This is a genomic window from Pseudomonas purpurea, assembly GCF_039908635.1.
Lineage (GTDB): Bacteria > Pseudomonadota > Gammaproteobacteria > Pseudomonadales > Pseudomonadaceae > Aquipseudomonas > Aquipseudomonas purpurea.
In genome coordinates, this window is the sequence record NZ_CP150918.1 from 5,704,127 (window position 1) to 5,729,563 (window position 25,437).

Consider the following 25,437-nt stretch of genomic DNA (forward strand, 5'->3'; position numbering starts at 1 on the left):
AGACGCCGTGTATCATACACGCACGCGATTTTTGGGGCCATTTATGCGGATCATCAGTGTGAACGTCAATGGTATTCAGGCGGCAGTCGAGCGCGGTTTGCTCAGTTGGCTGCAAGCACAGAATGCCGACGTCATCTGCCTGCAGGACACCCGCGCCTCCGCCTTTGAACTGGACGATCCAGCCTTCCAACTGGATGGCTACTTCCTTTATGCCTGCGATGCCGAAGTTCCCACCCAAGGTGGCGTGGCTTTGTATTCGCGGTTGCAGCCGAAGGCCGTCATCAGCGGTCTCGGCTTCGAGACGGCCGACCGCTACGGGCGCTACCTGCAAGCCGATTTCGACAAGGTCAGCATCGCGACCTTGCTGCTTCCTTCGGGGCAGAACGGCGATGAAGACTTGAACCAGAAGTTCAAGCTAATGGACGACTTCGCCCGTTATCTGGATAAACAGCGGCGCAAACGTCGCGAGTACATTTATTGTGGCTCGCTGTACGTAGCGCAACAGAAGCTCGATATCAAGAACTGGCGCGACAGCCAGCAATCCCCGGGATTCCTGGCGCCAGAGCGCGCCTGGATGGACGAGATTGTCGGCAACATGGGCTATGTCGACGCCCTGCGCGAAGTCAGCCGTGAAGGCGACCAGTACAGCTGGTGGCCAGACAACGAACAGGCCGAGATGCTCAACCTGGGCTGGCGTTTCGACTACCAGTTGCTGACCCCAGGCCTGCGCCGCTTCGTTCGTAGCGCACGCCTGCCTCGCCAGCCGCGCTTCTCGCAGCACGCGCCGCTGATCGTCGACTACGACTGGACGCTGACCATCTAAGCGTTTAAAGAAAATGCCCGTATCGCAAGATACGGGCATTTTTCTTGTGCGCCAGCGTAAGGTGAAAACCGCTCTCAGAGCGCGCGGCTCCCGCCCTCGCTGGACGTGAGCTGAACTTCAGACAGCGGCAAAAAACGGCAGCGCCAGGTACAACTTGATCACGATGACATTAATGATGTCGATGAAGAAAGCCCCCACCATTGGCACCACTAGAAACGCTATTTGCGAAGGCCCGTAGCGCTGTGTCACCGCTTGCATGTTAGCGATGGCCGTTGGCGTGGCGCCCAGTCCAAAACCGCAGTGTCCTGCCGCCAGAACTGCCGCATCGTAGTTACTGCCCATGAGTCTGAAAGTCACGAAAATCGCAAACAGTGCCATGACCAACGTTTGCGCAACCAGGATGATGAAAAACGGCAACGCCAGTGAAGCCAGATCCCACAGTTTGAGCGACATCAAAGCGATCGCCAGAAACAGCGACAAGCTGACATTCCCCAATACGGAGACCTCACGCTCAAACACCTGATACAAGCCAAGCGCTGAAAGCCCGTTGCGTAAAACCACACCCACGAACAAGACGCACACGAACGTCGGCAACTCGAATGCGGTCCCCTGGAGCAGACCATTCAGGAGAGAGCCTGCCAGTAAGCTGACCGCGATCAGAGCAAGCGTCTCGATAAACGAAAATGGCGTGATCGAGCGCTCTTTGTTCGGCTGCTCAAAACCCTTTGGCAGCCGTGGCTTTTCTTCCTTGAGGCCGGGGACCTGAACACGCTTGATCAGCAGACGAGCGACCGGGCCACCAATCAAGCCACCCAACACCAGGCCAAACGTCGCAGAGGCCATCGCAAGCTCAGAGGCCGAGGCCAGACCGAACTTCTCACTGAACGTCGCTCCCCATGCAGCGCCTGTACCGTGACCGCCCGCCAAGGTAATCGAGCCTGTCAGCAGACCCATCAAAGGATCGAGCCCCAACGCTTTTGCGAGCCCGATGCCCATGGCATTCTGGACCACCAAGAGCGTGGTGACCGCCAGTAGAAAAATCCCCACTACGCGCCCGCCTTTCTTCAGGCTGGCGAAGTCTGCACTCAAGCCAATGGTGGCGAAAAACGCCAACATCAAGGGAGTCTGCAGTGAGGTGTCAAACCGGACTTCAACTTCAAGACCCCGCAAAGCCAAGAGAAGCAGGGCAACCACCAGGCCGCCTGCTACAGGCTCAGGGATATTGTAGGCGCGCAAAAAACCGATACGCGTAACAAGTCCGCGCCCCAGTAACAGCACTAAAGAGGCGGCCACAAGCGTTCCATAAAAATCGAGCTGAACCATTGGTATTATTCTTGGATATATATTCAGGGGCGAACTTTTTACCTGGACACGCCTCTTGAACAGGTTGATTGTCTCAACACTGACTGGTTTAGATTCAATGACCTTCAATGGTCTGAATATATCGAAATATTTCTTGATGAATATTACTTGGGGCAACTTTATCAACCGCCAAGTCTCATTGCCAAGGACATAGGCATTGCAGTTGTGTCTGGAAGTGTAAGTACGATCTCGATTATCCAACTTCAAAAATACAAATGCCCCGACAAGTCAGGGCATTTGTTTTAAAACATGACGAACTGCCATGTCACACAACCTCGTTGGTCGTGGCTCCCACAAGGAATAGTGGTGATCGTTACTTGATCAACCGCCAGGTGAATGGATACCTGTATGGCATCCCTTCATTGGCTTTCACCCCGGCAATGATCGTCAACACCAGCGCACCGATTGCGAGCAGACCGAGCAGGAAGAACCCGATGATCACCGCTATCAGCAGAAAACAGATGGCAGAGGCAATGGCGACGGTGATCTGAAAGTTCAGCGCCTCCTTGCCCTGATCATCGATAAACGGATCCATCTCGCGCTTCATCTGCCAGAGAATCAGCGGACCGATCAGCGTACCGAACGGAATCCAGATCCCCAGCAAGGCGGACAGGTGACAAAACATTGCCCACTGACGAACCTCTTGGCTCGGCGTGGGAAGCGGCAGTTGCTTGTCACTCATGGCGTCCTCCTTGCGCGGGACGGTCTGATCAATCGGCCAGTGCAGCTTGTTGCAGCTCGAAGATTTCGTTCATGCCTTTCTTCGCCAGCTCCAGCATAGCGCTCAGCTCTTCAGGCTGGAACGGCGCGCCTTCAGCGGTGCCCTGCACTTCGATGAAACCACCGGTGCTGGTCATTACCACGTTCAGGTCGGTCTCGGCAGCCGAGTCTTCCAGGTAGTCCAGGTCCAGCACCGGCTCGCCCTGGTACATGCCCACGGACACCGCAGCAATCATCTGCTTGAGCGGATCGCCACCTTTCAGGCCGCCACGTTTCTTGATCACTTTCAAGGCGTCGACCAGCGCAACCATGGCGCCGGTGATCGAAGCGGTCCGCGTGCCACCATCGGCCTGGATCACGTCGCAATCGACGTACAGGGTGACGTCGCCCAGCTTGGACATGTCCAGCGCTGCACGCAGGGAACGGCCGATCAGGCGCTGGATTTCCAGGGTGCGGCCGCCTTGCTTGCCGCGGCTCGCTTCACGCTGGTTACGCTCGCCGGTGGCGCGCGGCAGCATGCCGTATTCGGCGGTCAACCAACCCTGGCCCTGGCCCTTGAGGAAGCGCGGTACGCCGTTCTCGACGCTGACGGTGCAAATCACCTTGGTATCACCGAACTCGACCAGTACAGATCCCTCGGCGTGTTTGGTGTAGTTGCGGGTGATGCGGATCGAGCGGAGCTGATCGGCAGCGCGACCACTTGGACGTTTCATAGGGGATACCTGTACGGAGGACGGAAATCTGCCGAGCATTATAGGGTGCCCGGGCGTACCTGGGCACTTCTAAAAACCCCGGGCGACGAGCGAAGGCTCTGAACAGCGCTCTGCGACGACCTGCTGCGCTTTGTCACACGTGCCGTTTGGGAGCATCCGTCGCACTGCGTTACAATCCTGCGCCTTTACGGCCCGTGGGCTTTAATTCATCACTATCAGGTCCGTCGAGCCCGCAGGGTTTGGCGCAGGCCTGAATCGCGAGGTACCTCCATGGTGCACAGCATGACCGCCTTCGCCCGCGTCGAAAAAGCCGGCAGCCAAGGCACCCTGAGCTGGGAATTGCGCTCGGTCAACAGCCGCTACCTGGAACCGCACCTGCGCCTGCCAGAGTCCTTTCGCGACCTCGAAGGCAATGTGCGCGAAGCACTGCGCCAGGGGCCTGTCGCGCGGCAAACTGGAATGCACCTTGCGTTTCACTGAGGAAACCACCGGCAAACCGCTGCAAGTCGACCGCGAGCGCGCCGCGCAACTGGTTGCCGCTGCCGAGACCGTCGCCAGCCTGATCAAGCACCCAGCGCCCCTGAATCCGCTGGAAGTGCTGGCCTGGCCGGGCGTTCTGGTGGCCGACGCCAGCGACCCGCAAGCACTGAACGCCGAGGCCTTGGCGCTGTTCACGCAAGGCCTGAAAGAACTCAAGGCCGGCCGCGAGCGCGAAGGCGCGGAGCTGGCCCGGCTGATCAACGAACGCCTGACCTCTATAGAAGAGGACGTGGTGACCCTGCGCGAACTGGTTCCGCAGATGCTTGCCACCCAGCGCCAGAAGGTCCTTGATCGCTTCGCCGACATGAAGGCAGAGCTGGACCCGCAGCGCCTGGAACAGGAAATGGTCATGCTCGCGCAAAAAAGCGACGTCGCCGAAGAACTGGATCGCCTGAGCACCCACATCATCGAAGTTCGCCGCGTACTCACGTCCGGCGGCGCTGCCGGTCGGCGCCTGGACTTCCTGATGCAGGAACTCAACCGCGAGGCCAATACACTGGGCTCCAAAGCCTTCGACCCGCGCAGCACCCAGGCTGCGGTCAACCTCAAGGTGTTGATCGAGCAGATGCGCGAACAAGTGCAGAATATTGAGTAAGGCAAACCCGACATGACCCACAGCACCGGCACCCTGTACATCATTTCCGCCCCCTCGGGCGCGGGTAAAAGCAGCCTGGTCAAGGCCCTGACCGACGCTGATCAGGAGATCCGCGTCTCGGTCTCCCACACCACCCGCGCCATGCGCCCCGGTGAAGTGAACGGCGTGAACTATCACTTCGTCGAACGCAGCGAGTTCGTGAAGATGATCGAACATGGCGATTTCCTCGAACGCGCCGAAGTATTCGGCAATCTCTACGGCACTTCGCAAAGCCACTTGCAGCAGACCCTGGACGAAGGCCACGACCTGATTCTGGAAATTGACTGGCAGGGTGCAGAGCAAGTACGCAAGTTGATGCCCCAGGCCCGTTCGATCTTCATTCTGCCGCCGTCTCTGCAAGCCTTGCATCAGCGCCTGAACAATCGCGGCCAGGACAGCGACGAGGTCATCGAAGGCCGGATGCGCGAAGCCGTCAGCGAAATGAGCCACTATGTTGACTACGACTATCTGATTATCAACGACGATTTCGCCCACGCACTGCGCGATTTACAGGCGATTTTCCGTGCCAATCAGCTGCATCAGAAGCGTCAGCAGCAGCGTAACGGAAAACTTTTGGCCGAATTGCTGGGCTAAACAGCTCTTCCCAAAACCGTTGCAAGGGCCTTACATTGGCACTTGTAGCGCGTTGAAGGGCTTGATCAAAAAATCAGCGCTTCCCTAATCGCTGGTGATTTTTTAAACTGTTGAGTCCGCTCGCCCAACCGGGCAGCGCGCATATTGCATTCGCTCCGAGGAATACCATGGCCCGCGTAACCGTTGAAGACTGCCTAGAACACGTGGATAACCGCTTTGAGCTGGTCATGCTCTCTACCAAGCGTGCACGTCAACTCGCCACTGGTGGCAAAGAGCCGTTGGTTCAGTGGGAAAACGACAAGCCTACCGTTGTGGCCCTGCGTGAAATCGCTGAAGGCCTGATGAGCTACGAGTTCATCGCCAACGCCGAAATCGTCGAAGACGAACCGCTGTTCGCAGCGTTCGAGGACGAGTCCAACGAGGCCGTCTAAGCCTATGCTTGGTCGACGTAGCACGGCGCGGGGTCACAGCCATCGGCAGGAGTCATCATGCCGAGCATAGACGCCCTCGCCGATCGCTTATCGACCTACCTCGGCAATGACCAGGTCAACCTGGTCCGCCGAGCGTATTTCTACGCCGAACAAGCCCACGACGGCCAGCGCCGCCGCAGCGGCGAGGCGTACGTCACGCACCCGTTAGCGGTCGCGAACATTCTTGCCGACATGCACATGGACCATCAGAGCCTGATGGCTGCGATGCTGCATGACGTGATCGAAGACACCGGCATCGCCAAGGAAGCGCTCTCTGCGCAGTTCGGCGAAACCGTGGCCGAACTGGTCGACGGGGTCAGCAAACTGACCCAGATGAACTTCGAGACCAAGGCCGAAGCCCAAGCCGAAAACTTCCAGAAAATGGCCATGGCCATGGCCCGCGATATTCGCGTGATCCTGGTCAAACTGGCCGACCGCCTGCACAACATGCGCACGCTGGAAGTCCTGTCCGGTGAAAAGCGCCGACGAATCGCCAAGGAAACCCTGGAAATCTATGCGCCCATCGCCAACCGGCTGGGCATGCACGCCATCCGCATAGAATTCGAAGACCTGGGCTTCAAGGCCATGCATCCGATGCGTTCCGCGCGGATCTACCAGGCCGTCAAGCGCGCCCGGGGCAACCGCAAGGAAATCGTCAACAAGATCGAAGAATCCCTTAGCCACTGCCTGGCCATCGATGGCATTCAGGGCGAGGTCAGCGGTCGCCAGAAACACCTCTACGGCATCTACAAGAAAATGCGCGGCAAACGTCGGGCCTTCAACGAGATCATGGACGTCTACGCGTTCCGGATCATCGTCGACAAGGTCGACACCTGCTACCGCGTGCTGGGTGCTGTACATAATTTGTACAAACCGTTGCCGGGGCGCTTCAAGGATTACATCGCGATCCCCAAGGCCAACGGCTATCAGTCGCTGCACACCACGCTCTTTGGCATGCATGGCGTACCGATCGAGATCCAGATCCGCACCCGTGAAATGGAAGAGATGGCCAACAACGGCATCGCCGCCCATTGGCTGTACAAATCCAGCGGCGACGAACAGCCAAAAGGCACTCACGCCCGCGCCCGCCAATGGGTCAAAGGCGTGCTGGAAATGCAGCAACGCGCCGGCAACTCGCTGGAATTCATCGAAAGCGTGAAGATCGACCTGTTCCCGGACGAGGTCTACGTGTTTACGCCCAAAGGCCGGATCATGGAGCTGCCCAAAGGCTCCACGGCCGTCGACTTCGCTTACGCGGTGCACACCGACGTCGGCAACAGCTGCATCGCCTGTCGGATCAATCGCCGTCTCGCGCCGCTGTCCGAACCGCTGCAAAGCGGCTCGACCGTCGAGATCGTCAGCGCGCCCGGCGCACGACCGAACCCGGCGTGGCTCAACTTCGTGGTCACCGGCAAAGCGCGCACGCACATTCGTCACGCACTGAAGCTGCAACGCCGCTCCGAGTCCATCAGCCTGGGCGAACGCCTGCTGAACAAGGTGCTCAACGGGTTCGACAGCTCGCTGGAAAATGTCCCGGCCGAACGCATCAAGGTGATGCTCACCGAGTACCGCCTCGAACTGATCGAAGACCTGCTCGAAGACATCGGCCTGGGCAATCGCATGGCCTACGTCGTCGCCCGTCGCCTGCTCGGCGAAGGCGAGCAACTGCCAAGCCCGGAAGGCCCGCTGGCGATTCGCGGCACCGAAGGCCTGGTCCTCAGCTACGCCAAATGCTGCACACCGATCCCGGGGGACCCGATTGTCGGGCACCTGTCCGCCGGCAAAGGCATGGTCGTGCACCTGGACAACTGCCGCAACATCAGCGAAATCCGCCACAACCCGGAAAAATGCATCCAGCTCTCGTGGGCCAAGGATGTCACCGGCGAGTTCAACGTCGAGCTGCGCGTCGAGCTGGAACACCAGCGCGGCCTGATTGCCCTGCTGGCCAGCAGCGTCAACGCCGCCGACGGCAACATCGAAAAAATCAGCATGGACGAACGCGACGGTCGTATCAGCGTGGTCCAACTGGTGGTCAGCGTGCACGACCGTGTGCACCTGGCCCGCGTGATCAAGAAACTGCGCGCCCTGACCGGGGTCATCCGCATCACCCGCATGCGCGCATAGCTCGCCCACATAGCCCAGCCCATTACAAGGAGTCATAAATGACCAAGACTGTTATCACCAGCGACAAGGCACCTGCCGCCATCGGTACTTACTCCCAGGCGATCAAGGCTGGCAACACCGTCTACATGTCCGGTCAAATTCCACTCGATCCAAAAACCATGGAACTGGTCGAAGGCTTCGAAGCCCAGACCGTTCAGGTCTTCGAAAACCTGAAAGCCGTGGCCGAAGCTGCCGGCGGTTCGTTCAAGGACATCGTCAAGCTGAACATCTTCCTCACCGACCTGAGCCACTTCGCCAAGGTCAACGAGATCATGGGCAAATACTTCGACCAGCCGTACCCGGCCCGCGCCGCCATCGGCGTTGCTGCGCTGCCAAAAGGCTCGCAGGTCGAAATGGATGCCATCCTGGTCATCGAGTAATACCGGCGGCGCAGCCTGCGAGGCTGCGCCGACTTCGTTCTGAAAGGATTTCCTCATGCGCAAAGCGCTAGCTCTCTCGATGCTCGCGGTGTTTCTCGGTGGCTGTGCCAGCGACCCTGCCGACCGTGACATCAGCGGCACCTGGATCAACCAGGCGGCAATCGACGCGGCATCAAAGGGTGGCCCCTTGCGTGAGGCCTTGCAGGCTTACGGCCCGAACCTTGAGTGGGACATCAACACCAAGGCCGGCCAGGCGCGCTACACCAACGGTTTCGAGAATGTGGAAGGCAAGCTGCTGGGCGAGAAGTCCGGGGCCTGGCAAGTCGAGTTTTATGGCAGCTCTGCCAGCGAACTGAAACGCGACGGCAAACAGCTCAGCCAAGCGGCGAACGACAACGAACCCGAACAGGTTTTTGACCGCGCCAAAGACGCCGCCCCCGAAGGCGCACCGATGGGCGCCAGTTTCGAGCGCGCACTGTACGCCGCTTACCTGGGTGGCAGCTGGAAAGTCGTCAACGGCCCAGGCCTTGGCAGCACTGTCCGGTTCCAGCCCGACGGCTCGGTTCAGGGCCTGCCCGGCGCGGACCGATACGCACTGTGCCTGGCGGGCGATTGCGCCTCCATGAGTGGTGGTCATGACACGGTCTGGCTGCAACAGAGTGGGCAGGGCAACCCATGGATCTTTACCCGCAACGGTAAAGAACTGGAAATCTTCCAGGCCGTCAACGGCTCCCAGGCAGACGAAGTCCCTTCGTTCTCCCCCGGCCCGCGCCAGTGGACACTGGAAAAGCAGTGACACAAAACAAAGGAGCCCAAGGGCTCCTTTTTCTTTAGCCTGCGCCATGGTTTCTTTACTGCCCCAAGGATTGATCATGCGCAAACTGCTTGTCCTGAGTCTATTGCTGCTAGGCGGCTGCATTCATACCTCGCAAGAAGCGGACATCAGCGGTATCTGGATCAATCAGGCAATCATTGATGCGGCAGCCCTGGGCCAACCTCTCAACATCCGCGGCTCAAACCTGGAATGGGACATCAACACTCGCACCGGCCAGGCACAAGTGAGCAGCGGTTTCGAAATGGGCGCAGGCCAACTGCTGCAAAAGGCCCCCGACGCCTGGACCGTCGACTACAACGGCTACGGCGCTGACGAACTGCGTTTCGACGGCAAGCAACTGACCCAACTGGCCAAAGAACATCACCCCCAACAGGTGTTCAGTCGCCCCACCGAGGCCGCCAGAACGGGGGCAAAATGGAGCAACACCTTCAGAAGGGCCCTGAACTCGGCTTACATGGGCGGGCAGTGGAAAATTATCGACGGTCAGGGAAACGGCAGTAGCGTTGTGTTCTCAGCCGATGGCGGGGTTTCAGGGCTGCCGAATACAGATCGGTACGAACTGTGCCTGGATGGTGATTGCGCCTCCCAAGGAGCCGGCAATAACACTCTGTTTCTAGGGACTGGAGACCTGGGAGGCACGTGGATCTTTGTGCGTAATGGCAAGCAACTGGAAATCCTGAATGCCATCAATCACTCACGTGCGGATGAAATCCCTCAGTTCGCCCCCGGCCCACGTCAGTGGCTGCTGGAAAAGCAGTAGTACAGAACAAAGGAGCCCGTAGGCCCCTTTCTCTTCAAGCGTAAAAACAGTTCAACGAGCACTCTCAAGAATCGCGGTATACCCTTCGCGAAAACTCGGATAACGCGGCGTCCAGCCCAACGCCTTGGCTCGTGCATTGCTGCAACGCTTGCTGCCGGCACGGCGTACGCTCGCGTCCGCGGCCCATTCGGTGACACCCAGGTACTCACGTAACCAGCCCACCACCTCGGCCAACGGCGCAGGTGCATCGTCGACACCTATATAGCAGTCATCCAGCGTTGCACCCTGGTGATCGGCCTTGAGCAGAAAGGCCAGCAGACCGGCCGCATCATCGGCGTGAATACGGTTGCCGTACAACGGCGGATCGATGGCCACGCGGTAGCCTTGACGCACCTGAGTCAACAGCCATTCACGGCCCGGACCATAGATCCCGGTCAGACGCACCAGGCTGGCGGGGATCCCGCTGTTCAGCGCGATCTGTTCGGCCTCCAACATCAAACGCCCCGAGTAACCACCCGCTTCAGTCGGCGAGGTTTCGTCGACCCACTCACCGTCCTGCTGGCCGTACACGCTGCTGCTGGAAACAAACAGCAGGCGCTTGGGCTCCTGGCCGTAGTCGTTCAGCCATTCCAGTACATGCTGCAAGCCCTGAACATAAGCGGCTCGGTAACCAGCTTCATCGTGATCGGTGGCAGCCGCGCAATACACCAGGTAATCCACCGCACCGACCGGCCAGGTCGCCGGACAATCCTTATTAAACAAGTCGCCGGCAACACCAATAACGCCCCCGGGCAGGCGCGAGATGTCACGCCGCAGGCCGTGAACCTCCCAACCCTCGACCAGCAATTGTGTGGCCAGACGGCTACCGACATCACCACAACCGGCGATCAAAACAGAAGGCGCAGACATCAGAAATCTCCCATCAGAAAGGCACAGACTAGCCTTGGCAGTGGACGAGCGGCTAGCAATCAAAGAAAAAAAGAGACTCTATTACTTCTGTTAACAAGAATTACTTGCAATAATGCCCGCCTGTTTTGTTCTCGGCCCCACGAGGCCTGAAAGGACATCAACCCTCTTTTTCTCTCAGGTCCGGCCAGCATGACACGCATTCCTCTCTCCGCTTCGCCAACCAATCCTGCCCGTCCAGCACGCGCCCTGGGCGCCGTTGCCGCGCTGCTGTTCAGCCTGCTGCTGGCGCCGACCGCCGCGTTCGCCGATGCTCAGGCACCCGTCACCGCACCGGCGGCCACTGCTCCCGCCGCCGCGCCTGCCGATCACGCAACACCTGTAGCCGCGCCAGTCGCCACCGACGCGACGCTGGCAGAAGGTGTCCCGGCTGCTGACGAACCTGAAGTGCTCGAAGCCGACAACACCCTGGGCATGGCCCATGACCTGTCGCCGTGGGGCATGTACCAGAACGCCGACATCATCGTGAAAATCGTGATGATCGGCCTGGCCATCGCCTCGATCATCACCTGGACCATCTGGATCGCCAAGGGCTTTGAAGTCCTCGGCGCCAAGCGCCGTCTGCGCGTTGAAATCGCCCACCTGAAAAAGGCCCGTACCCTCAAGGAAGCGAGCGAGTCCGCGACCAAGGAAGGCACTCTCGCCAACCTGCTGGTCCACGATGCGCTGGAAGAAATGCGTCTGTCGGCCAACAGCCGCGAGAAAGAAGGTATCAAGGAACGCGTCAGCTTCCGTCTTGAGCGCCTGGTGGCGGCCTGCGGTCGCAACATGAGCAGCGGCACCGGCGTGCTGGCGACCATCGGTTCCACCGCACCGTTCGTCGGCCTGTTCGGCACCGTGTGGGGCATCATGAACAGCTTCATCGGCATCGCCAAAACCCAGACCACCAACCTCGCTGTCGTAGCGCCCGGCATTGCCGAAGCCTTGCTGGCCACGGCACTGGGCCTGGTAGCCGCGATTCCGGCCGTCGTCATTTACAACGTTTTCGCTCGCTCCATCGCCGGTTACAAGGCGCAGGTCTCCGACGCATCGGCTGAAGTCCTGCTGCTGGTCAGCCGCGACCTCGATCACCTGCCAGCGGAGCGCTCCTCGCAACCGCACATGGTGAAAGTGGGGTAATCAGCCATGGGCCCTGCATTTGAAAGAAGGCGCAGACGACGATCTGGCCGAGAACCACGAAATCAACGTCACGCCGTTCATCGACGTGATGCTGGTGCTGCTGATCATCTTCATGGTCGCGGCACCGCTGGCAACCGTGGACATCAAGGTTGACCTCCCCGCCTCGACCGCCAAGCCCGAGCCACGGCCGGAGAAACCGGTGTTCCTCAGCGTCAAGGCCGACCAACGCCTGTACCTGGGCGAAGACGAAGTCAAAGCCGAGACACTGGGCGCGACCCTCGACGCACGGACGCAAGGCAAGAAGGACACGACCATCTTCTTCCAGGCCGACAAAGGCGTGGATTACGGCGACCTGATGCACGTGATGGATGCCCTGCGGGCAGCCGGTTACCTGAAAGTCGGCCTGGTCGGACTTGAGACGGCAGCCAAAAAATGATCACGACGCGCCAAAAGCTGACGCGTTACAGCGGTAGCCTGGCCGTGGTGCTGGGCGTCCACGGGATCGCGATTCTGCTCGCGCTCAACTGGACGTCATCGCCACCCGTCGAGTTGCCGCCGATGGCGATGATGATCGAGTTGGCGCCGGTTCCGGCACCGCCTCCACCCGCGCCACCAAAGGTCGTAACGCCGCCTCAACCACCGGCTCCGACAGAAGAACTGCCGTTGCCCAAACTGGCTGAAGCGCCAAAGCCGACGATCTCGGTGCCCAAACCGGTCAAGCCAAAACCCAAGCCTCAGCCGCCTAAACCGGTCGAGAAAAAGCCCGAGCCGCCGAAGGAAAAACCTTCCGAGGAAAAACCGAGCGACGCACAGCCCACCAACGCCCCGACAGACAAATCCGCGCAACCGGCCCCTGGGCCATCGCATGCGCAGAATGCGGCCAAGGAAAGCTGGCAAGGCACGCTGCTGGCGCACCTGGCCAAGTACAAAAAGTACCCGTCGGGCGCTCAGGCACGCGGCAAGGAAGGCCTGAACCGTCTGCGCTTCGTGGTCGACGCTGAAGGCAAGGTGCTGTCCTACGAACTGGTAGGCCGCTCCGGCAACGCTGATCTGGACCGGGCCACCCTGGAAATGATCCGCCGCGCCCAGCCATTGCCCAAGCCACCGGCTGACATGCTGACCAATGGCTCGGTCGAAATCGTTGCACCGTTTGTGTACTCACTGGAAAAACGCAAACGCTGAAGGCTGGACGCCAAACCTGTGGCGAGGGAGCTTGCTCCCGCTGGGTCGCGAAGCGGCCCCAAAATCGGCAATCGCGGTTCACCAGCAATAACGCGCTGGCTGATTTACGACTGCTTCGCAGCCGAGCGGGAGCAAGCTCCCTCGCCACGGGTACAGCGTGTACATCGAAAGGCACCGAAAGGTGCCTTCTGCATATCTGGAAACGGCAAACCTGCATTGCCCTGTGTCACTCAACACGCTCAGTCTGATAACGTGCGCCTATCGATTGCAGCCGGTATGCTTGGCCGCATCATCATGGACGCCCGCTATGACCCTCACAGAATTACGCTACATCGTTACCCTCGCCCAAGAGCAGCATTTCGGCCATGCCGCCGAGAAATGCCACGTCAGCCAGCCAACCCTCTCCGTGGGCGTGAAAAAGCTTGAAGACGAGCTCGGTGTACTGATTTTCGAGCGCAGCAAAAGCGCGGTGCGCCTGACCCCGGTCGGCGAAGGCATCGTCGCCCAGGCCCAGAAAGTCCTCGAACAGGCCCAAGGCATTCGCGAACTGGCCCAGGCTGGCAAAAACCAACTGACCGCCCCGCTGAAAGTCGGCGCGATCTACACCGTTGGCCCGTACCTGTTCCCGCATCTGATTCCACAACTGCACCGGGTCGCCCCGCAGATGCCGTTGTACATCGAAGAAAACTTCACCCACGTGCTGCGCGACAAACTGCGCAACGGCGAGCTGGACGCGATCATCATTGCCCTGCCGTTCAACGAAGCCGACGTGCTGACACTGCAACTCTACGACGAGCCGTTCTACGTCCTGATGCCGGCCCAACACCCCTGGACCGAGAAAGAATCCATCGACGCCAGCCTGCTCAACGACAAGAGCCTGCTGCTGCTCGGCGAAGGCCACTGCTTCCGCGACCAGGTGCTCGAAGCCTGCCCGACCCTGACCAAAGGCAACGACGGCGCACGGCACACCACAGTCGAATCCAGTTCCCTGGAAACCATTCGGCACATGGTCGCCTCGGGCCTGGGTATCTCGATCCTGCCGCTCTCGGCCGTCGACAGCCACCATTACGCCCCCGGCGTCATTGAAGTGCGCCCACTGACGCCGCCGGTACCGTTCCGCACCGTGGCCATCGCCTGGCGTGCCAGCTTCCCGCGCCCGAAAGCGATTGAGATCCTCGCGGATTCGATCCGCCTGTGTTCGGTGGCCAAGCCGCCTGTCGCGGGTTAAGCGTTCGCAATGACTGAGTTGTCGCAAGTGTCGGTGACGGCACTCAAGGGTGTCGGCGAAGCCATGGCCGAGAAGTTGGCCAAGGTCGGCCTGGAAAACCTCCAGGACGTGCTGTTTCACCTGCCGCTGCGTTATCAGGACCGCACCCGCGTGGTGCCGATCGGCCACTTGCGGCCGGGCCAGGACGCCGTGATCGAAGGCACCGTCAGCGGCGCCGACGTCGTTATGGGCAAGCGCCGCAGTCTGGTGGTGCGCCTGCAGGACGGCACGGGCGGGCTCAGCTTGCGTTTCTACCATTTCAGCAACGCACAAAAGGAAGGCCTGAAACGCGGCACCCGCGTGCGCTGCTACGGCGAGGCCCGGCCCGGCGCGTCGGGGCTGGAAATCTACCACCCGGAGTACCGCGCCATCACCGGCGACGAACCGCCGCCGGTGGATGAAACCCTGACCCCGGTCTACCCGCTCACCGAAGGCCTGACCCAACAACGTTTGCGTCAGCTGTGCATGCAGACCCTGACCCTGCTCGGCCCCAGCAGCCTGCCCGACTGGCTGCCGCAAGAGCTTGCGCGCGACTACCAATTGGCCCCGCTGGCCGACGCGATCCGCTATCTGCACCATCCACCGGCCGATGCCGATGTGGACGAACTCGCACTCGGCCATCACTGGGCCCAGCACCGTTTGGCCTTTGAAGAACTGCTGACCCATCAGCTATCGCAGCAACGCCTGCGCGAAAGCATGCGCTCGCTGCGGGCACCGGCCATGCCGAAGGCGACAACGCTGCCCGCTCAGTACCTGGCCAACCTGGGCTTCCCACCGACCGGCGCGCAGCAGCGGGTGGGCAACGAAATCGCCTACGACCTGAGTCAGCGCGAACCCATGCTGCGGCTGATCCAGGGCGATGTCGGCGCCGGTAAAACCGTGGTCGCCGCCCTTGCAGCACTGCAAGCGCTGGAGGCCGGCTATCAAGTGGCGCTGATGGCGCCCACCGAAATCCTCGCCGAGCAGCACTTCATCACCTTCAAGCGCTGGCTCGAACCGCTGGGGCCTGGAGGTCGCGTGGCTGGCCGGCAAGCTCAAGGGCAAAAACCGCGCTGCCGCACTGGAGCAGATCGCCAACGGTACACCGATGGTGGTCGGTACCCACGCCTTGTTCCAGGACGAGGTGCAGTTCAAGAACCTCGCGCTGGTGATCATCGACGAACAACACCGCTTCGGCGTGCAGCAACGGCTGGCGCTGCGGCAAAAAGGCGTGGGCGGACGGATGTGTCCGCATCAACTGATCATGACCGCCACGCCGATTCCGCGAACCCTGGCCATGAGCGCCTACGCCGACCTCGACACCTCGATCCTCGACGAACTGCCGCCCGGCCGAACCCCGGTGAACACCGTGCTGGTCACCGACACCCGGCGCGTCGAAGTCATCGAACGGGTACGCGCGGCGTGCGCCGAAGGGCGCCAGGCCTATTGGGTCTGCACGCTGATTGAAGAGTCGGAAGAGCTCACCTGCCAGGCTGCCGAAACCACCTACGAAGACCTCACCGCCGCCCTCGGCGAGTTGAAGGTCGGCTTGATCCACGGCCGCATGAAACCGGCGGAAAAAGCCGAAGTCATGGCCCAGTTCAAGGCCGGCGCCTTGCAACTGCTGGTGGCGACCACGGTGATCGAAGTCGGCGTCGACGTGCCCAACGCCAGCCTGATGATCATCGAAAACCCCGAGCGCCTGGGCCTCGCGCAACTGCACCAGTTGCGTGGCCGGGTAGGCCGGGGCAGCGCCGCCAGCCATTGCGTCCTGCTTTACCATCCACCGCTGTCACAAATCGGTCGGCAGCGGCTGGGCATCATGCGCGAAACCAATGACGGCTTCGTGATCGCTGAAAAAGACCTTGAGCTGCGCGGCCCCGGCGAAATGCTCGGCACCCGGCAAACCGGCCTGCTGCAATTCAAGGTCGCCGACCTGATGCGCGACGCCGATCTGCTGCCGGCCGTGCGCGATGCCGCCCAGGCGTTGCTCGAGCGCTGGCCACACCACGTCAGCCCGCTGCTGGATCGCTGGCTGCGACATGGGCAGCAATACGGCCAAGTGTGACGCTCGTCTCAGTTAATGGACCAAAGGCATAACCAAGCTGGTTATACTCTTGAAATTGTAGGAAATCGGATACAGACCATGACAGAAGTTGCTCTCGCTCCCGCAACCCCGCACGCTCCGTCTGTTATCCGGCTGCTGCTCGGCAAGCTGGCCATCAGCTACAAGGAAGTGCTCGACCGTCCCGGCCTCCCCGCCGCGCGCAAGGTTCAAGCGGTTCTGCTGGACGACGCAGTCGGCGCACTCATGGTGTTGTTCCCGCAGAACCAACTGCTGGACCTCAATCGCCTCGCCGAACTCACTGGCCGCCGGCTCACCGCCGTGCCGCTGGAACGCCTGGAGCGCATGCTCGGCAAACACAGCCTGAGCCTGCTGCCAGGCCTGCCGGCGCTCACCAGTTCGCCGTGCCTGTACGAAGAAAGCCTGCTGCGCGAAGACAGCCTGCTGATCAATTCGGGCGAACCGGGGCTGCTGCTGGAAATCGCCCGCGAAGACTTCAAAAGCATGCTCAACAAGGCCAGCGCCGCCAACTTCGGCGAAGCGCTGAGCAGCATCACGCCCAACCTCGACCGCCCCGACGATGACCGCGAGGAAATCAGCCAGGCGATGCAGGCCTTCACCGCCCGCCGCATTCAGCAACGCCTGGAAGCAACCATCGAAATTCCGCCACTGGCCGAAACCGCGCAGAAAATCATCCGCCTGCGGGTCGACCCCAACGCCACCATCGACGACATCACCGGCGTGGTCGAAACCGATCCGGCCCTGGCTGCCCAAGTGGTGAGCTGGGCTGCATCGCCGTACTACGCCTCGCCGGGCAAGATTCGCTCAGTGGAAGATGCGATTGTCCGGGTGCTGGGTTTTGACCTGGTGATCAACCTGGCGCTGGGCCTGGCGCTGGGCAAGACCCTGAGCCTGCCCAAGGACCATCCGCAACACCACACGCCGTACTGGCAGCAGTCGATCTACACCGCCGCCGTCATCGAAGGCCTGACCCGCGCCATGCCCCGTGCCCAGCGCCCGGAAGCCGGCCTGACCTACCTGGCCGGCCTGCTGCACAACTTTGGCTACTTGCTGCTGGCCCATGTCTTCCCGCCGCACTTCTCGCTGATCTGCCGGCACCTGGAGGTCAACCCGCACCTGTGCCACAGCTACGTCGAGCAGCACCTGCTGGGTATCAGCCGTGAACAGATCGGTTCCTGGCTGATGCGCTATTGGGACATGCCCGAAGAACTGTCCACCGCCCTGCGCTTCCAGCACGACCCGAGCTACGACGGCGCCTACGCCGAGTACCCGAACCTGGTGTGCCTGGCCGTACGCCTGCTGCGCGGGCGCGGCATCGGCTCCGGCCCCGACGAAGAAATCCCCGAGGCCATGCTCGAACGCCTGGGGCCTGACCCGCGACAAGGCCGAAGACGTGGTCAGCAAAGTCCTCGAAGCCGAAGTCCTGCTGCGCGAACTCGCCACCCAATTCAGCCAGGCTTAAAAGCAATCGCGAGCAGGCTCGCTCCCACAGAGGTCAGGTGATCCTTGTGGGAGCGAGCCTGCTCGCGATGAGTCCACCTCGGTCTCACTGAGCGCTTTTAACCCAGGTAACGCACCACATACCTGTCAAAAGTCCTGCTACCAAGGACAACAATTTTGTTATCTGGCGTTAACTCGCTGCTTACAGCAGTCAGGGCCCCACCAGGGTGGAAGACCACCCAGCCTTTGCCTCCAAACGTCAGATCGAGAGAGCCATCAAGCTCATAACGCGCGGCCACCAGATAGCCCCCGTCGCCCGATCCAGTCACTATGATCTTTCTGCCCTGCGGCAAAACACTCGTCGAAAAAACCAAATCGGGCACGAAAGCGGCGTACAAGGGTCGTCCTGCGTTGAAGATAAGATTGAAACCTCCATTAGGATTAAGAACGGTTATCAAGCCTTCATTCTCACCACTTTTGCCTGATTCGCCAGACGCTACAATCAGACCGCTATTACTTACCACCACGGAGGTAATAACAGACGTTCGACCATCGGTGCCATTGGGGATGATCACCGTTCCGCGCTCACCGAACGAAATATCGAGATTTCCACTTAGGTCATAGCGGCTCAGAAAAGCAACTTGGCGTAACCCCCCAGTAGTCACGAATCCTCCACCAACCAGCACGCCATCCCCTTGGGCCGTTAAAGAGGTAAGGCGAATGTTAGAGCCAACGTCTAGTGGCGAAATCAATACATAACCGCCATTAAAGCTTGTGTCCCGCGAACCATTTTCGTTAAGACGAAAAACAATCCCTTCAAAGCCTCTTTTTTCGGAATAAATATGAGCGCTCAAATAGATTTTGGCGCCCTGCTCGGAGACGACTAGCTGGTCGCTGCCCCAAAAAGTCGCATTACCCGCCACTTCGTCTTCAGGGCTATTAATAAACCTGGCGCCCTCTCCAATATTGGCGCCTGCAATATCCGCAATTGAAATCGTCGCCATGCCTCCCTGTCCGAAAGAAGCATCCAGTTGACCGTTTGCCAATAACCGACACACATACTTTCTGGTGGGGGCCGTACCCGATTCGTAGCCAGAGATCAGGTAATCGCCATTTTTCAAGGCAATAATTTGCCCTGCCAGCATGTTAGGTCCGGTAACAGGGACTTCAACCACTCCGTCGTTCCCAAACGATGAATCAAGCTCTCCCGCCTCAGTCAAGCGCGCCACTGTAAGCGGCTCACGGAGGCTGGCGCCTGTAAGAACGATTAGCTTGTTATTCGGTAGAACGGCAATTGATTTCGTCCCCTCCGGTGCTTTCACAACACCATCGTTACCAAAGGACGGATCAAGAGTGCCTGCGGCTTTCGTTCCTGCCATCTGATTCATGACTGTGCTCCCTGAGTGATTGAAAAGATGTCCGTAGGGCATCTCATCCCAATTGAGCACGTCAGCGAAGCAACCGTCACCTGTCATAAATAACAGCAAGATTGTCTTCGCGAGCCAGATCGAAGACCCACTAAGCCAATGTCTGTACAGAACATATCTTCCTCACCGCCTACCTGAATCAACTTGACCCGTGGCGAGGGAGCTTGCTCCCGCTCGACTGCGTCGCAGTCGCAACCCGAGCCCACACCGTCGACCTGACACAATCCAATCTCAGGTTTAGGGCCGCTTCGCAGCCCAGCGGGAGCAAGCTCCCTCGCCACAAAAAGCCCCTTCACCACAGACTTGATCGATAGCCTCAAGCCTTGGCCTTGCGCGGCTTCAAGTACTTGGTCAGCCCCTGGAACCAGATCACCAGCGCCGGGTTGCCCTTGATCTGGATCGACTTGTCCTGAATCCCGGTCATGAACGCCAACTGCTTGTTCTTCGCCTGCATCGTGGCAAAGCCATACGCGGCGTCCTTGAACGCAATGGCGAACACCGGCTCAGGGTAAACCCCGGACTGGCTGGTGATGCGCTGATCCTTGACCCGGAAGTGCCGCGCCACCTTGCCGTCCAGTGTCTGCAACTGGAACACCAGCTCTTTGTCACCCAACTGCTGCTGGAACGCCGGGTTGCGCTTGCTGGCCTTGGCCATCAACACACCCAGCATCCAGAGAAGAAAACGAAATTTCATGCGCAAGCCTCAAAGAAAAATGAACGGCTGGCGCAGTGTAGCGGCTTGGCGAAAGAACGCCACCGTTGCACAGTGTTAGAAGAAGATAAGCCGGTTTTTGCGGCAGATGACTACCAAGTCATGGTTCACGCGCGCCCTAAGACGCACGCTTGCCTGTCAGGCATTTCGCGTACTGCTGCGCGAACTTGCTGTCGTATTTCAACACCACTGGCGCCTCGGGATCTGCCGAGATATCCACAAGCTCACGGGTCGCCGGGGTATACACCGCCCAGCCGATCGTCCCCGTGCCGTCCGTATCAAAGAACAGCTTAAGTCTGATCTGCTCCCCGTCATCCTCATCGATCAGCAGATTGACCTTGTCCCGGGTCACGTAGCGAAACGGGAAATTGCTGCTTCTGACCAGTTCGGTCAAATAGCCGTAACAGCCCTCGCCACTGACACTGCGCTCCTCGGCCGACACCCCAGGTGCCAGCAACACGCCGGCCAGCGCGATCACCACCGCATATAAAGACTGTTTCATTCCATTGCTCCTGTGCCGCCTCAGCGGATTTCTGGCTCAGCACATTGCATTGCCTTGACCTTCGGCCCCTGAATCGGAATCAGGCAGGCACGCAGCTCTTCTCCCGCGCCACGCAGCGCAAACGTTACCAACGTCGCGTGCAGCCCATCCTCAGCAAACCTCAAGTCCTCAAATCCGGCATGCGCAAATCCGTCGTTGAACGACTTGCCTTCAAAACTGCAAAACCGCCGGGCAGACAACACTTTCCAGTGACCATCCGGGTCCATCACCTGAACATCCATGCATTCGTCGCGAAACGTCAGCACGTACCGCGCAACCACCTTGCCGATTCGGTGGGAGTCGATGCGGTACGCTTGCGCCAAATCGGGTTCGCTGGCCGCTGCCGGGGCAACGTGCAACACCGACAGCAATGCCATCAGCGACACTCCCAGGCGCACGGCGGCGCCCTTGACGCCACGCTCTATTGAAACAACATTCATGGCGAAACTCCTTGTGCAGTCGTCGATGAAACCCGTCGATCACCCTCGACCGTTACAGCGAATAATCCAGCCGCTCGCGCAGCACCCAGCACTGATCGAACACAAACCGGTACTCGACCTGATAGTCCGTATCGGGCTTCTCCAGAACCACCACGCCCTTACCCTCGACCGGTTGCGTCACCCGCAACACAAGGCCTTTGGCCTGCCGGCTCGCAGCGTCCGGCATCAGCGGGAACGTCAGTTGCCCGGCGCTGAGTTTGCGCCGTTGCTGCTGCGGCTCGGGCTCGGCATTCACCGTCAGCAGGGTTTGCAGTGGCAGGCGCACAAACGTGCGTTGCAGGGCCTGACTCTCTGAATAGGCAGAAACAAACGTCGCAAAATCCGTGGACGGGCACGCGGGACTCGCCATCGCGGTTTGCGCGATCAGGCCAGCGCCCAGCAGCACGACCGCCAACAGGAGGTTTTTCATGGCTCATTCCTTGCGGCAGCCGCGCCTTGAAACCTGATGGCCAACAGCGCTTTTTTGATGTCTTCGAAGGCTTGCGCGCTCAACTTCAGCGGACGTACGTCGTTCTCGGCAGCGCCCAGCAGGACCTGGTCATCGTGAATCAGGCAAAAACTGATGCGTCCGAACGTTTTCCCGGTCGTGTTGCGGTAGCCCAGGACGAAACCGCTCCAGTCTGGCCCGCTCAGTTGTTCAAACACATAGTCTTCCGGTCTCCCGGCGCGCTGGGTCGGCACCCAACCATCGCGGGTCAGGGTGGCTGGGCACTTGAGGTCATTGCTGCCCCTGATGACCTGAAGTCCGGGGCTGACCTCGGCTTCCGGGACTGCCACCTCAGGCTTGAGCAACGAAAAGCTCGCCGTGCCTTCACACATCACACCGAACCACGTATCCGCCAAACCACCCGGTTTCCTGAACTGCCACTCATACCCGGAGTACGTTTCGGCCTGCCACAGATGCGGCATGGCCTGCTCGTTGAGCGCCGTTGCAGACTGGACAAACACCACGTCCGGGGTGTTGAACCGAAGGTACTGACCTTTCGCCAGCGCCACTGAAAACGAGCATTCATTCAATGCGACGAGCACGCTGGCCGGGCCTTGCACGGACTGAACAGCGCCGGGCTGATCGCCCAGAACAACGGAGTCAGCAGGCACAGGCCACGCCAGCGAGGGAACACAGGCAACGGCGACCCCCCATCCGATGCCAGCAAGGGCTCTACGCCTACACAACCTCACTCGGACTCGCCTTCGTACTGCTGGGTTTCGGGATTGAAGTTCCAGATATGGGGCGTGACCAGGGCCTCGTTGTTCTTGTAAAGAATCTGCGCGGAGGCACCGCGTTTATAGGAATAGAACACAATCTCGCGGTACTCGCTCTTGAACTGCGGATCTTCGGGCGGCACTTCTGCCCGTGCGAAGTACTCACCGCCCGCGGACTTCAAATACCCGCGGCACTGCACATACACCGAGTGCGTCGTATCGCCGGCAGATCCATGGCTGCTGTAGGAGTTGAAAATGAAATCGTCCCTGCCGTCGCCGTTTAAATCACCGGTGTAGACCACGTCACCCTGTTCGGTTGATAACTTGTCATCTTCCACCACCGCCATCGACGTCACGGTGCTGTTGCCCTCCTTCCACGACGACAGGAAGTAATAAGGCCCGGACTGTGTTTTACACAACTCGGGCTCGGCAGCTGCTACCGCCAGGGCGGAAACCAACAACAGCACTGCGAGTACGTTCTTCATGGGTATCGCTCTGTAAGGCCAAACCATCAGTTGATTGGCAAGTGAAATTGCATTCTGGCGAGGCAGCGCGACGTCTCTTCCCGCAACAGCGTTCGGGTCATGGCACAGTGTTGGCTGGCGTACTCATCCCACTGTGGATTCACGCCCACCGGCAACACCTGGAATGACTGAACACTCTGCGCGCCCAGTACAGCGGCGACCTTGTAAAAACCATCCCCGACAAACCCACTGCGCAAGTTCACCAACTCGTTGACCCGCGCACTGGTGAGTTGCGTCAGGCAGGCAATCTTGTCGATGGGCGCTTCCTGACCGGGAAAAGTGCTTTGATAAACCGCTTCACAATACGGATCCCTGAACGCCAGCCAGCTTCGCTGGACGGACAACAAGTCGGATTTCCGAGGACCGGAAGACTCGCCGACCAACGCTTTGTATTGCTCGTTGAGCACACGGTCCAGCCGATCCAGCGTCTGTTGAGAACAGGTGATGATGTCCGGATTGGTCAGGCTGTCGGGGTTGCACGTACTCGACGCAACGACGCCTGTGGCCACTGACGCAGCCAACATCCCGGCAATAAGGCTTTGAACAATCAGGCGCGGCATGATGACTTCCTTCAACTAATAGAACCCGGAGCAATGACCATCATCCACGCTGGGCAGTCGCTTCTTGTTGCCGAACCTGTACCAGTCGGAAAGGTTACGACTTTCACAGAACGTGTTTTTCTCGGCATCAAAGTAGAGCGCCACGCCTTCGTCCACCATCACGCCCTGATTGGACAATTGGACGGCATAGACAATGTCCGGCACCTTGATGTTTCTTCCGAACTTGAGGGTGGGCGGGCCTTTGAACATGCAGGGCACGCCGGCAAACACCGTACTCAATGCGTTGTTGCTGTAGGTAAAGATTGCGCAGTTAGGGCTGGAAGCTTCAAACACCACCGTTGCGATGTAACCACCACTCCAACTCAAGGCACCGCCTGGCACCCAGTGAATCTGAGCAGGCAACATCTCACTGCCCTGGGTAATAGCCGCCCCCATGCTGTCGGGAAGCTTCGCGTCGACACGCACAAAGTCTGATTCCGCACACGCACCGGTAACGTGGAGGGCAGCGGCAAACAGTGAAACCCGAAAAATCTTCATGCGATCCTTGCGATAACAGGCCAAACATTGAATGTGCAGTTAACAGTGCTGAGTGTTCCTCAACAACCGGGGCGGATGAAACCCACCCTCCCCGGCAGACCGCGTCATGCCTGACGACAGCACATCACGCGACGGCTGTTACCACTGGCAGCCATCTTCCAGAGAACCTTCGACTGTCTTGCTACGGTTGAACGTCGTTTTCTTCTTGTCGGCGTAACGGGTGTACACCATGGCGTTGATTGCCCCCGCCTCAGTCACCATTTCGTACTCGCCGGTCACTTTGCCGGTGGTCACTTCAAGCCAACTATTGGCCACATCGTCCGGCCGTTGCGAGTCAGACTCATCCCACTGCGCATCGCGTGCGGCCAGTGTGATCTGACGAGGCGCGTCAGCATATTTCAAGTAGCCCACCGTCCATTTGGCCGACGTGTCGTAGTGGAACCTGAACTCAAGGTTTTTCGGCGCCTTGTCGGCCGAACTGAAGCAATACACTTCCGTCATGACTTCACTGTAAGCCGGTAACGGCAGCAGACACATCACCAGCAAACCCAACTTCTTCATTTTCATCTTCCTGATCAACGTGAGTAGTTTCGAGCGTATTCGACCAGGTCCTTCGGATAAACCCAGCAGTCGACCTGGCTGTCATCAATGTCATACAAGAACGCAATGGCCGCCGCCTCTAACGCCCAATACCCGACGTAACTGCCTCTATCACCCATCAGGTGCGTGTCATGCCAGGGGGCGTGCTCAAACGCGTCATACCAACTGTCACAGTAGTGCTGCAGCAGTTGTGAAGCCTCTGCAGGCTCCTCTTCATAAACAGCGTGGACCAACGGCGAATAGTGCTCGTGATGCCACTCATCAACGTCATGCCGGCCAGGCAGCACCTTGTTCAACAAGTCTTCATACAACGTATCGTCACCGGCAAAACCGGCGTTATCGAACAGCGCGACAAATCTTTTCAGCAAATCCGCTCGCAACAGCAACACACACAGGCTGATCACTTGAACACAGGTTTCGTAGTGAAACAGGTCGCTGGCAATATCCAGAGGCGCCACGTCGGGCACCTGTTCATATATGGCCAACTTCTCTCGATAGTGCTCAAACGTGTCGATCAGGACTTCAAGATAGGGCGACAACGAATCGATCGCCTCACCTGCGGTGTAGCGGATCAGGATTTCATCCAGCGCGGCTTCCTGAAAGTAACCGGCCTTGAGTGATTGCTCTTGTTCAGGAGAATCCGCCTCGAACAGGTGCGTACGAGCAAACTCAACATCCCGCGCATGGCCCCTGTGGAAGTTGCTCAAACGCTGTTCGGTGAGAAACCGCTGCCGTGTACTCTTCAAAAAATCATTCCCTGGAAACGTAAAGCCACGTGTCTTTACTCAAAAGCCGAAGCA

At 59.4% G+C, this 25,437-nt stretch carries 26 protein-coding genes and 3 pseudogenes; 14 read left to right on the top strand and 15 right to left on the bottom strand.

All coding sequences use genetic code 11. The features are described from left to right. Window positions 1-43: 43 nt before the first annotated feature. Window positions 44-823 carry an exodeoxyribonuclease III gene (locus AABM54_RS25820; RefSeq protein ID WP_003195493.1) on the top strand — a complete coding sequence of 260 codons (780 nt, stop codon included), beginning with the start codon at window positions 44-46 and terminating at the stop codon, window positions 821-823. 117 nt (window positions 824-940) lie between these two features. Here the strand turns inward: AABM54_RS25820 and gltS are convergent, their stop codons facing one another. The 3 genes from gltS to rph form a co-directional block, all read right to left on the bottom strand. Further along, window positions 941-2,146 (bottom strand): sodium/glutamate symporter, encoded by a 1,206-nt coding sequence (gene gltS / locus AABM54_RS25825; RefSeq protein ID WP_347902711.1) that lies wholly within the window; start codon window positions 2,144-2,146, stop codon window positions 941-943. 352 nt (window positions 2,147-2,498) lie between these two features. Continuing rightward, on the bottom strand, window positions 2,499-2,867 hold the full coding sequence (locus tag AABM54_RS25830) for a DUF4870 domain-containing protein (protein WP_347902712.1): 369 nt from the start codon (window positions 2,865-2,867) through the stop codon (window positions 2,499-2,501). A 28-nt stretch (window positions 2,868-2,895) separates the two neighbouring features. Beyond that, window positions 2,896-3,618, bottom strand: a complete 723-nt coding sequence (gene rph / locus AABM54_RS25835) for a ribonuclease PH (RefSeq protein ID WP_347902713.1) — start codon at window positions 3,616-3,618, stop codon at window positions 2,896-2,898. A gap of 270 nt (window positions 3,619-3,888) precedes the next feature. Between rph and AABM54_RS25840 the strand changes: the two are divergent. From AABM54_RS25840 to AABM54_RS25870, 7 genes and pseudogenes are all read left to right on the top strand, one after another. Beyond that, window positions 3,889-4,753, top strand: a pseudogene (locus AABM54_RS25840) (YicC/YloC family endoribonuclease). A 12-nt stretch (window positions 4,754-4,765) separates the two neighbouring features. After that, window positions 4,766-5,386 (top strand): guanylate kinase, encoded by a 621-nt coding sequence (gene gmk / locus AABM54_RS25845; RefSeq protein WP_347902714.1) that lies wholly within the window; start codon window positions 4,766-4,768, stop codon window positions 5,384-5,386. Between the two features lie 167 nt (window positions 5,387-5,553). Then, window positions 5,554-5,817, top strand: coding sequence for a DNA-directed RNA polymerase subunit omega (gene rpoZ, locus AABM54_RS25850; protein ID WP_003176920.1), 264 nt, complete (start codon window positions 5,554-5,556; stop codon window positions 5,815-5,817). Between the two features lie 57 nt (window positions 5,818-5,874). After that, window positions 5,875-7,980 carry a bifunctional GTP diphosphokinase/guanosine-3',5'-bis pyrophosphate 3'-pyrophosphohydrolase gene (spoT, locus tag AABM54_RS25855; protein ID WP_347902715.1) on the top strand — a complete coding sequence of 702 codons (2,106 nt, stop codon included), beginning with the start codon at window positions 5,875-5,877 and terminating at the stop codon, window positions 7,978-7,980. Window positions 7,981-8,018: 38 nt separating this feature from the next. Continuing rightward, window positions 8,019-8,399, top strand: a complete 381-nt coding sequence (locus AABM54_RS25860; protein WP_003229509.1) for a RidA family protein — start codon at window positions 8,019-8,021, stop codon at window positions 8,397-8,399. Window positions 8,400-8,454: 55 nt separating this feature from the next. Continuing rightward, the gene (locus tag AABM54_RS25865; protein WP_347902716.1) at window positions 8,455-9,195 is read left to right on the top strand and encodes a hypothetical protein; all 741 of its coding nucleotides are present in this window, start codon (window positions 8,455-8,457) and stop codon (window positions 9,193-9,195) included. Between the two features lie 76 nt (window positions 9,196-9,271). Next, entirely contained in the window at window positions 9,272-9,994 is a 723-nt protein-coding gene (locus tag AABM54_RS25870) for a hypothetical protein (RefSeq protein WP_347902717.1), read from the top strand. Between the two features lie 51 nt (window positions 9,995-10,045). Here the strand turns inward: AABM54_RS25870 and AABM54_RS25875 are convergent, their stop codons facing one another. Further along, window positions 10,046-10,903 (bottom strand): SDR family oxidoreductase, encoded by an 858-nt coding sequence (locus tag AABM54_RS25875; protein ID WP_347902718.1) that lies wholly within the window; start codon window positions 10,901-10,903, stop codon window positions 10,046-10,048. A 189-nt stretch (window positions 10,904-11,092) separates the two neighbouring features. Here AABM54_RS25875 and exbB point away from each other — a divergent pair, with 189 nt between their 5' ends. The 6 genes and pseudogenes from exbB (at window position 11,093) to AABM54_RS25905 (ending at window position 18,055) form a co-directional block, all read left to right on the top strand. Continuing rightward, complete coding sequence (gene exbB / locus AABM54_RS25880; protein WP_347902719.1) at window positions 11,093-12,079, top strand: tonB-system energizer ExbB; 987 nt, start codon at window positions 11,093-11,095, stop codon at window positions 12,077-12,079. Window positions 12,080-12,092: 13 nt separating this feature from the next. After that, on the top strand, window positions 12,093-12,515 hold the full coding sequence (exbD, locus tag AABM54_RS25885; protein WP_347906299.1) for a TonB system transport protein ExbD: 423 nt from the start codon (window positions 12,093-12,095) through the stop codon (window positions 12,513-12,515). Further along, a complete protein-coding gene (locus AABM54_RS25890; protein ID WP_347902720.1) occupies window positions 12,512-13,261 on the top strand; it encodes an energy transducer TonB in 750 nt (249 codons plus the stop codon). The genes exbD and AABM54_RS25890 overlap by 4 nt, the downstream gene beginning before the upstream one ends. Before the next feature lie 307 nt (window positions 13,262-13,568). Further along, complete coding sequence (locus AABM54_RS25895; RefSeq protein WP_347902721.1) at window positions 13,569-14,489, top strand: LysR substrate-binding domain-containing protein; 921 nt, start codon at window positions 13,569-13,571, stop codon at window positions 14,487-14,489. A gap of 9 nt (window positions 14,490-14,498) precedes the next feature. Further along, window positions 14,499-16,575, top strand: a pseudogene (gene recG, locus AABM54_RS25900) (ATP-dependent DNA helicase RecG). A gap of 78 nt (window positions 16,576-16,653) precedes the next feature. Continuing rightward, window positions 16,654-18,055 (top strand): annotated as a pseudogene (locus tag AABM54_RS25905) (aminoacyl-tRNA deacylase and HDOD domain-containing protein). 97 nt (window positions 18,056-18,152) lie between these two features. Here the strand turns inward: AABM54_RS25905 and AABM54_RS25910 are convergent. From AABM54_RS25910 to AABM54_RS25960, 11 genes are all read right to left on the bottom strand, one after another. Beyond that, the gene (locus tag AABM54_RS25910) at window positions 18,153-19,421 is read right to left on the bottom strand and encodes a hypothetical protein (RefSeq protein ID WP_347902722.1); all 1,269 of its coding nucleotides are present in this window, start codon (window positions 19,419-19,421) and stop codon (window positions 18,153-18,155) included. Between the two features lie 355 nt (window positions 19,422-19,776). Then, complete coding sequence (locus tag AABM54_RS25915; protein WP_347902723.1) at window positions 19,777-20,154, bottom strand: helicase; 378 nt, start codon at window positions 20,152-20,154, stop codon at window positions 19,777-19,779. A gap of 136 nt (window positions 20,155-20,290) precedes the next feature. Next, complete coding sequence (locus AABM54_RS25920) at window positions 20,291-20,674, bottom strand: hypothetical protein (protein WP_347902724.1); 384 nt, start codon at window positions 20,672-20,674, stop codon at window positions 20,291-20,293. A gap of 20 nt (window positions 20,675-20,694) precedes the next feature. Then, complete coding sequence (locus tag AABM54_RS25925; RefSeq protein ID WP_347902725.1) at window positions 20,695-21,153, bottom strand: hypothetical protein; 459 nt, start codon at window positions 21,151-21,153, stop codon at window positions 20,695-20,697. Between the two features lie 52 nt (window positions 21,154-21,205). Next, window positions 21,206-21,622, bottom strand: a complete 417-nt coding sequence (locus AABM54_RS25930) for a hypothetical protein (RefSeq protein ID WP_347902726.1) — start codon at window positions 21,620-21,622, stop codon at window positions 21,206-21,208. After that, window positions 21,619-22,311: a hypothetical protein gene (locus AABM54_RS25935; RefSeq protein WP_347902727.1), complete on the bottom strand. Its 693-nt coding sequence runs from the start codon at window positions 22,309-22,311 to the stop codon at window positions 21,619-21,621. Before AABM54_RS25935 ends, AABM54_RS25930 begins: the two co-directional genes overlap by 4 nt. A 77-nt stretch (window positions 22,312-22,388) precedes the next feature. Then, window positions 22,389-22,901 (bottom strand): FG-GAP repeat protein, encoded by a 513-nt coding sequence (locus AABM54_RS25940; protein WP_347902728.1) that lies wholly within the window; start codon window positions 22,899-22,901, stop codon window positions 22,389-22,391. A 26-nt stretch (window positions 22,902-22,927) separates the two neighbouring features. After that, window positions 22,928-23,500 (bottom strand): lysozyme inhibitor LprI family protein, encoded by a 573-nt coding sequence (locus AABM54_RS25945; protein WP_347902729.1) that lies wholly within the window; start codon window positions 23,498-23,500, stop codon window positions 22,928-22,930. A gap of 15 nt (window positions 23,501-23,515) precedes the next feature. Then, a complete protein-coding gene (locus tag AABM54_RS25950; RefSeq protein WP_347902730.1) occupies window positions 23,516-24,037 on the bottom strand; it encodes a hypothetical protein in 522 nt (173 codons plus the stop codon). A gap of 138 nt (window positions 24,038-24,175) precedes the next feature. After that, the gene (locus AABM54_RS25955; protein WP_347902731.1) at window positions 24,176-24,598 is read right to left on the bottom strand and encodes a hypothetical protein; all 423 of its coding nucleotides are present in this window, start codon (window positions 24,596-24,598) and stop codon (window positions 24,176-24,178) included. A 14-nt stretch (window positions 24,599-24,612) separates the two neighbouring features. After that, window positions 24,613-25,383, bottom strand: a complete 771-nt coding sequence (locus tag AABM54_RS25960) for a PoNe immunity protein domain-containing protein (protein WP_347902732.1) — start codon at window positions 25,381-25,383, stop codon at window positions 24,613-24,615. Window positions 25,384-25,437 lie beyond the last annotated feature (54 nt).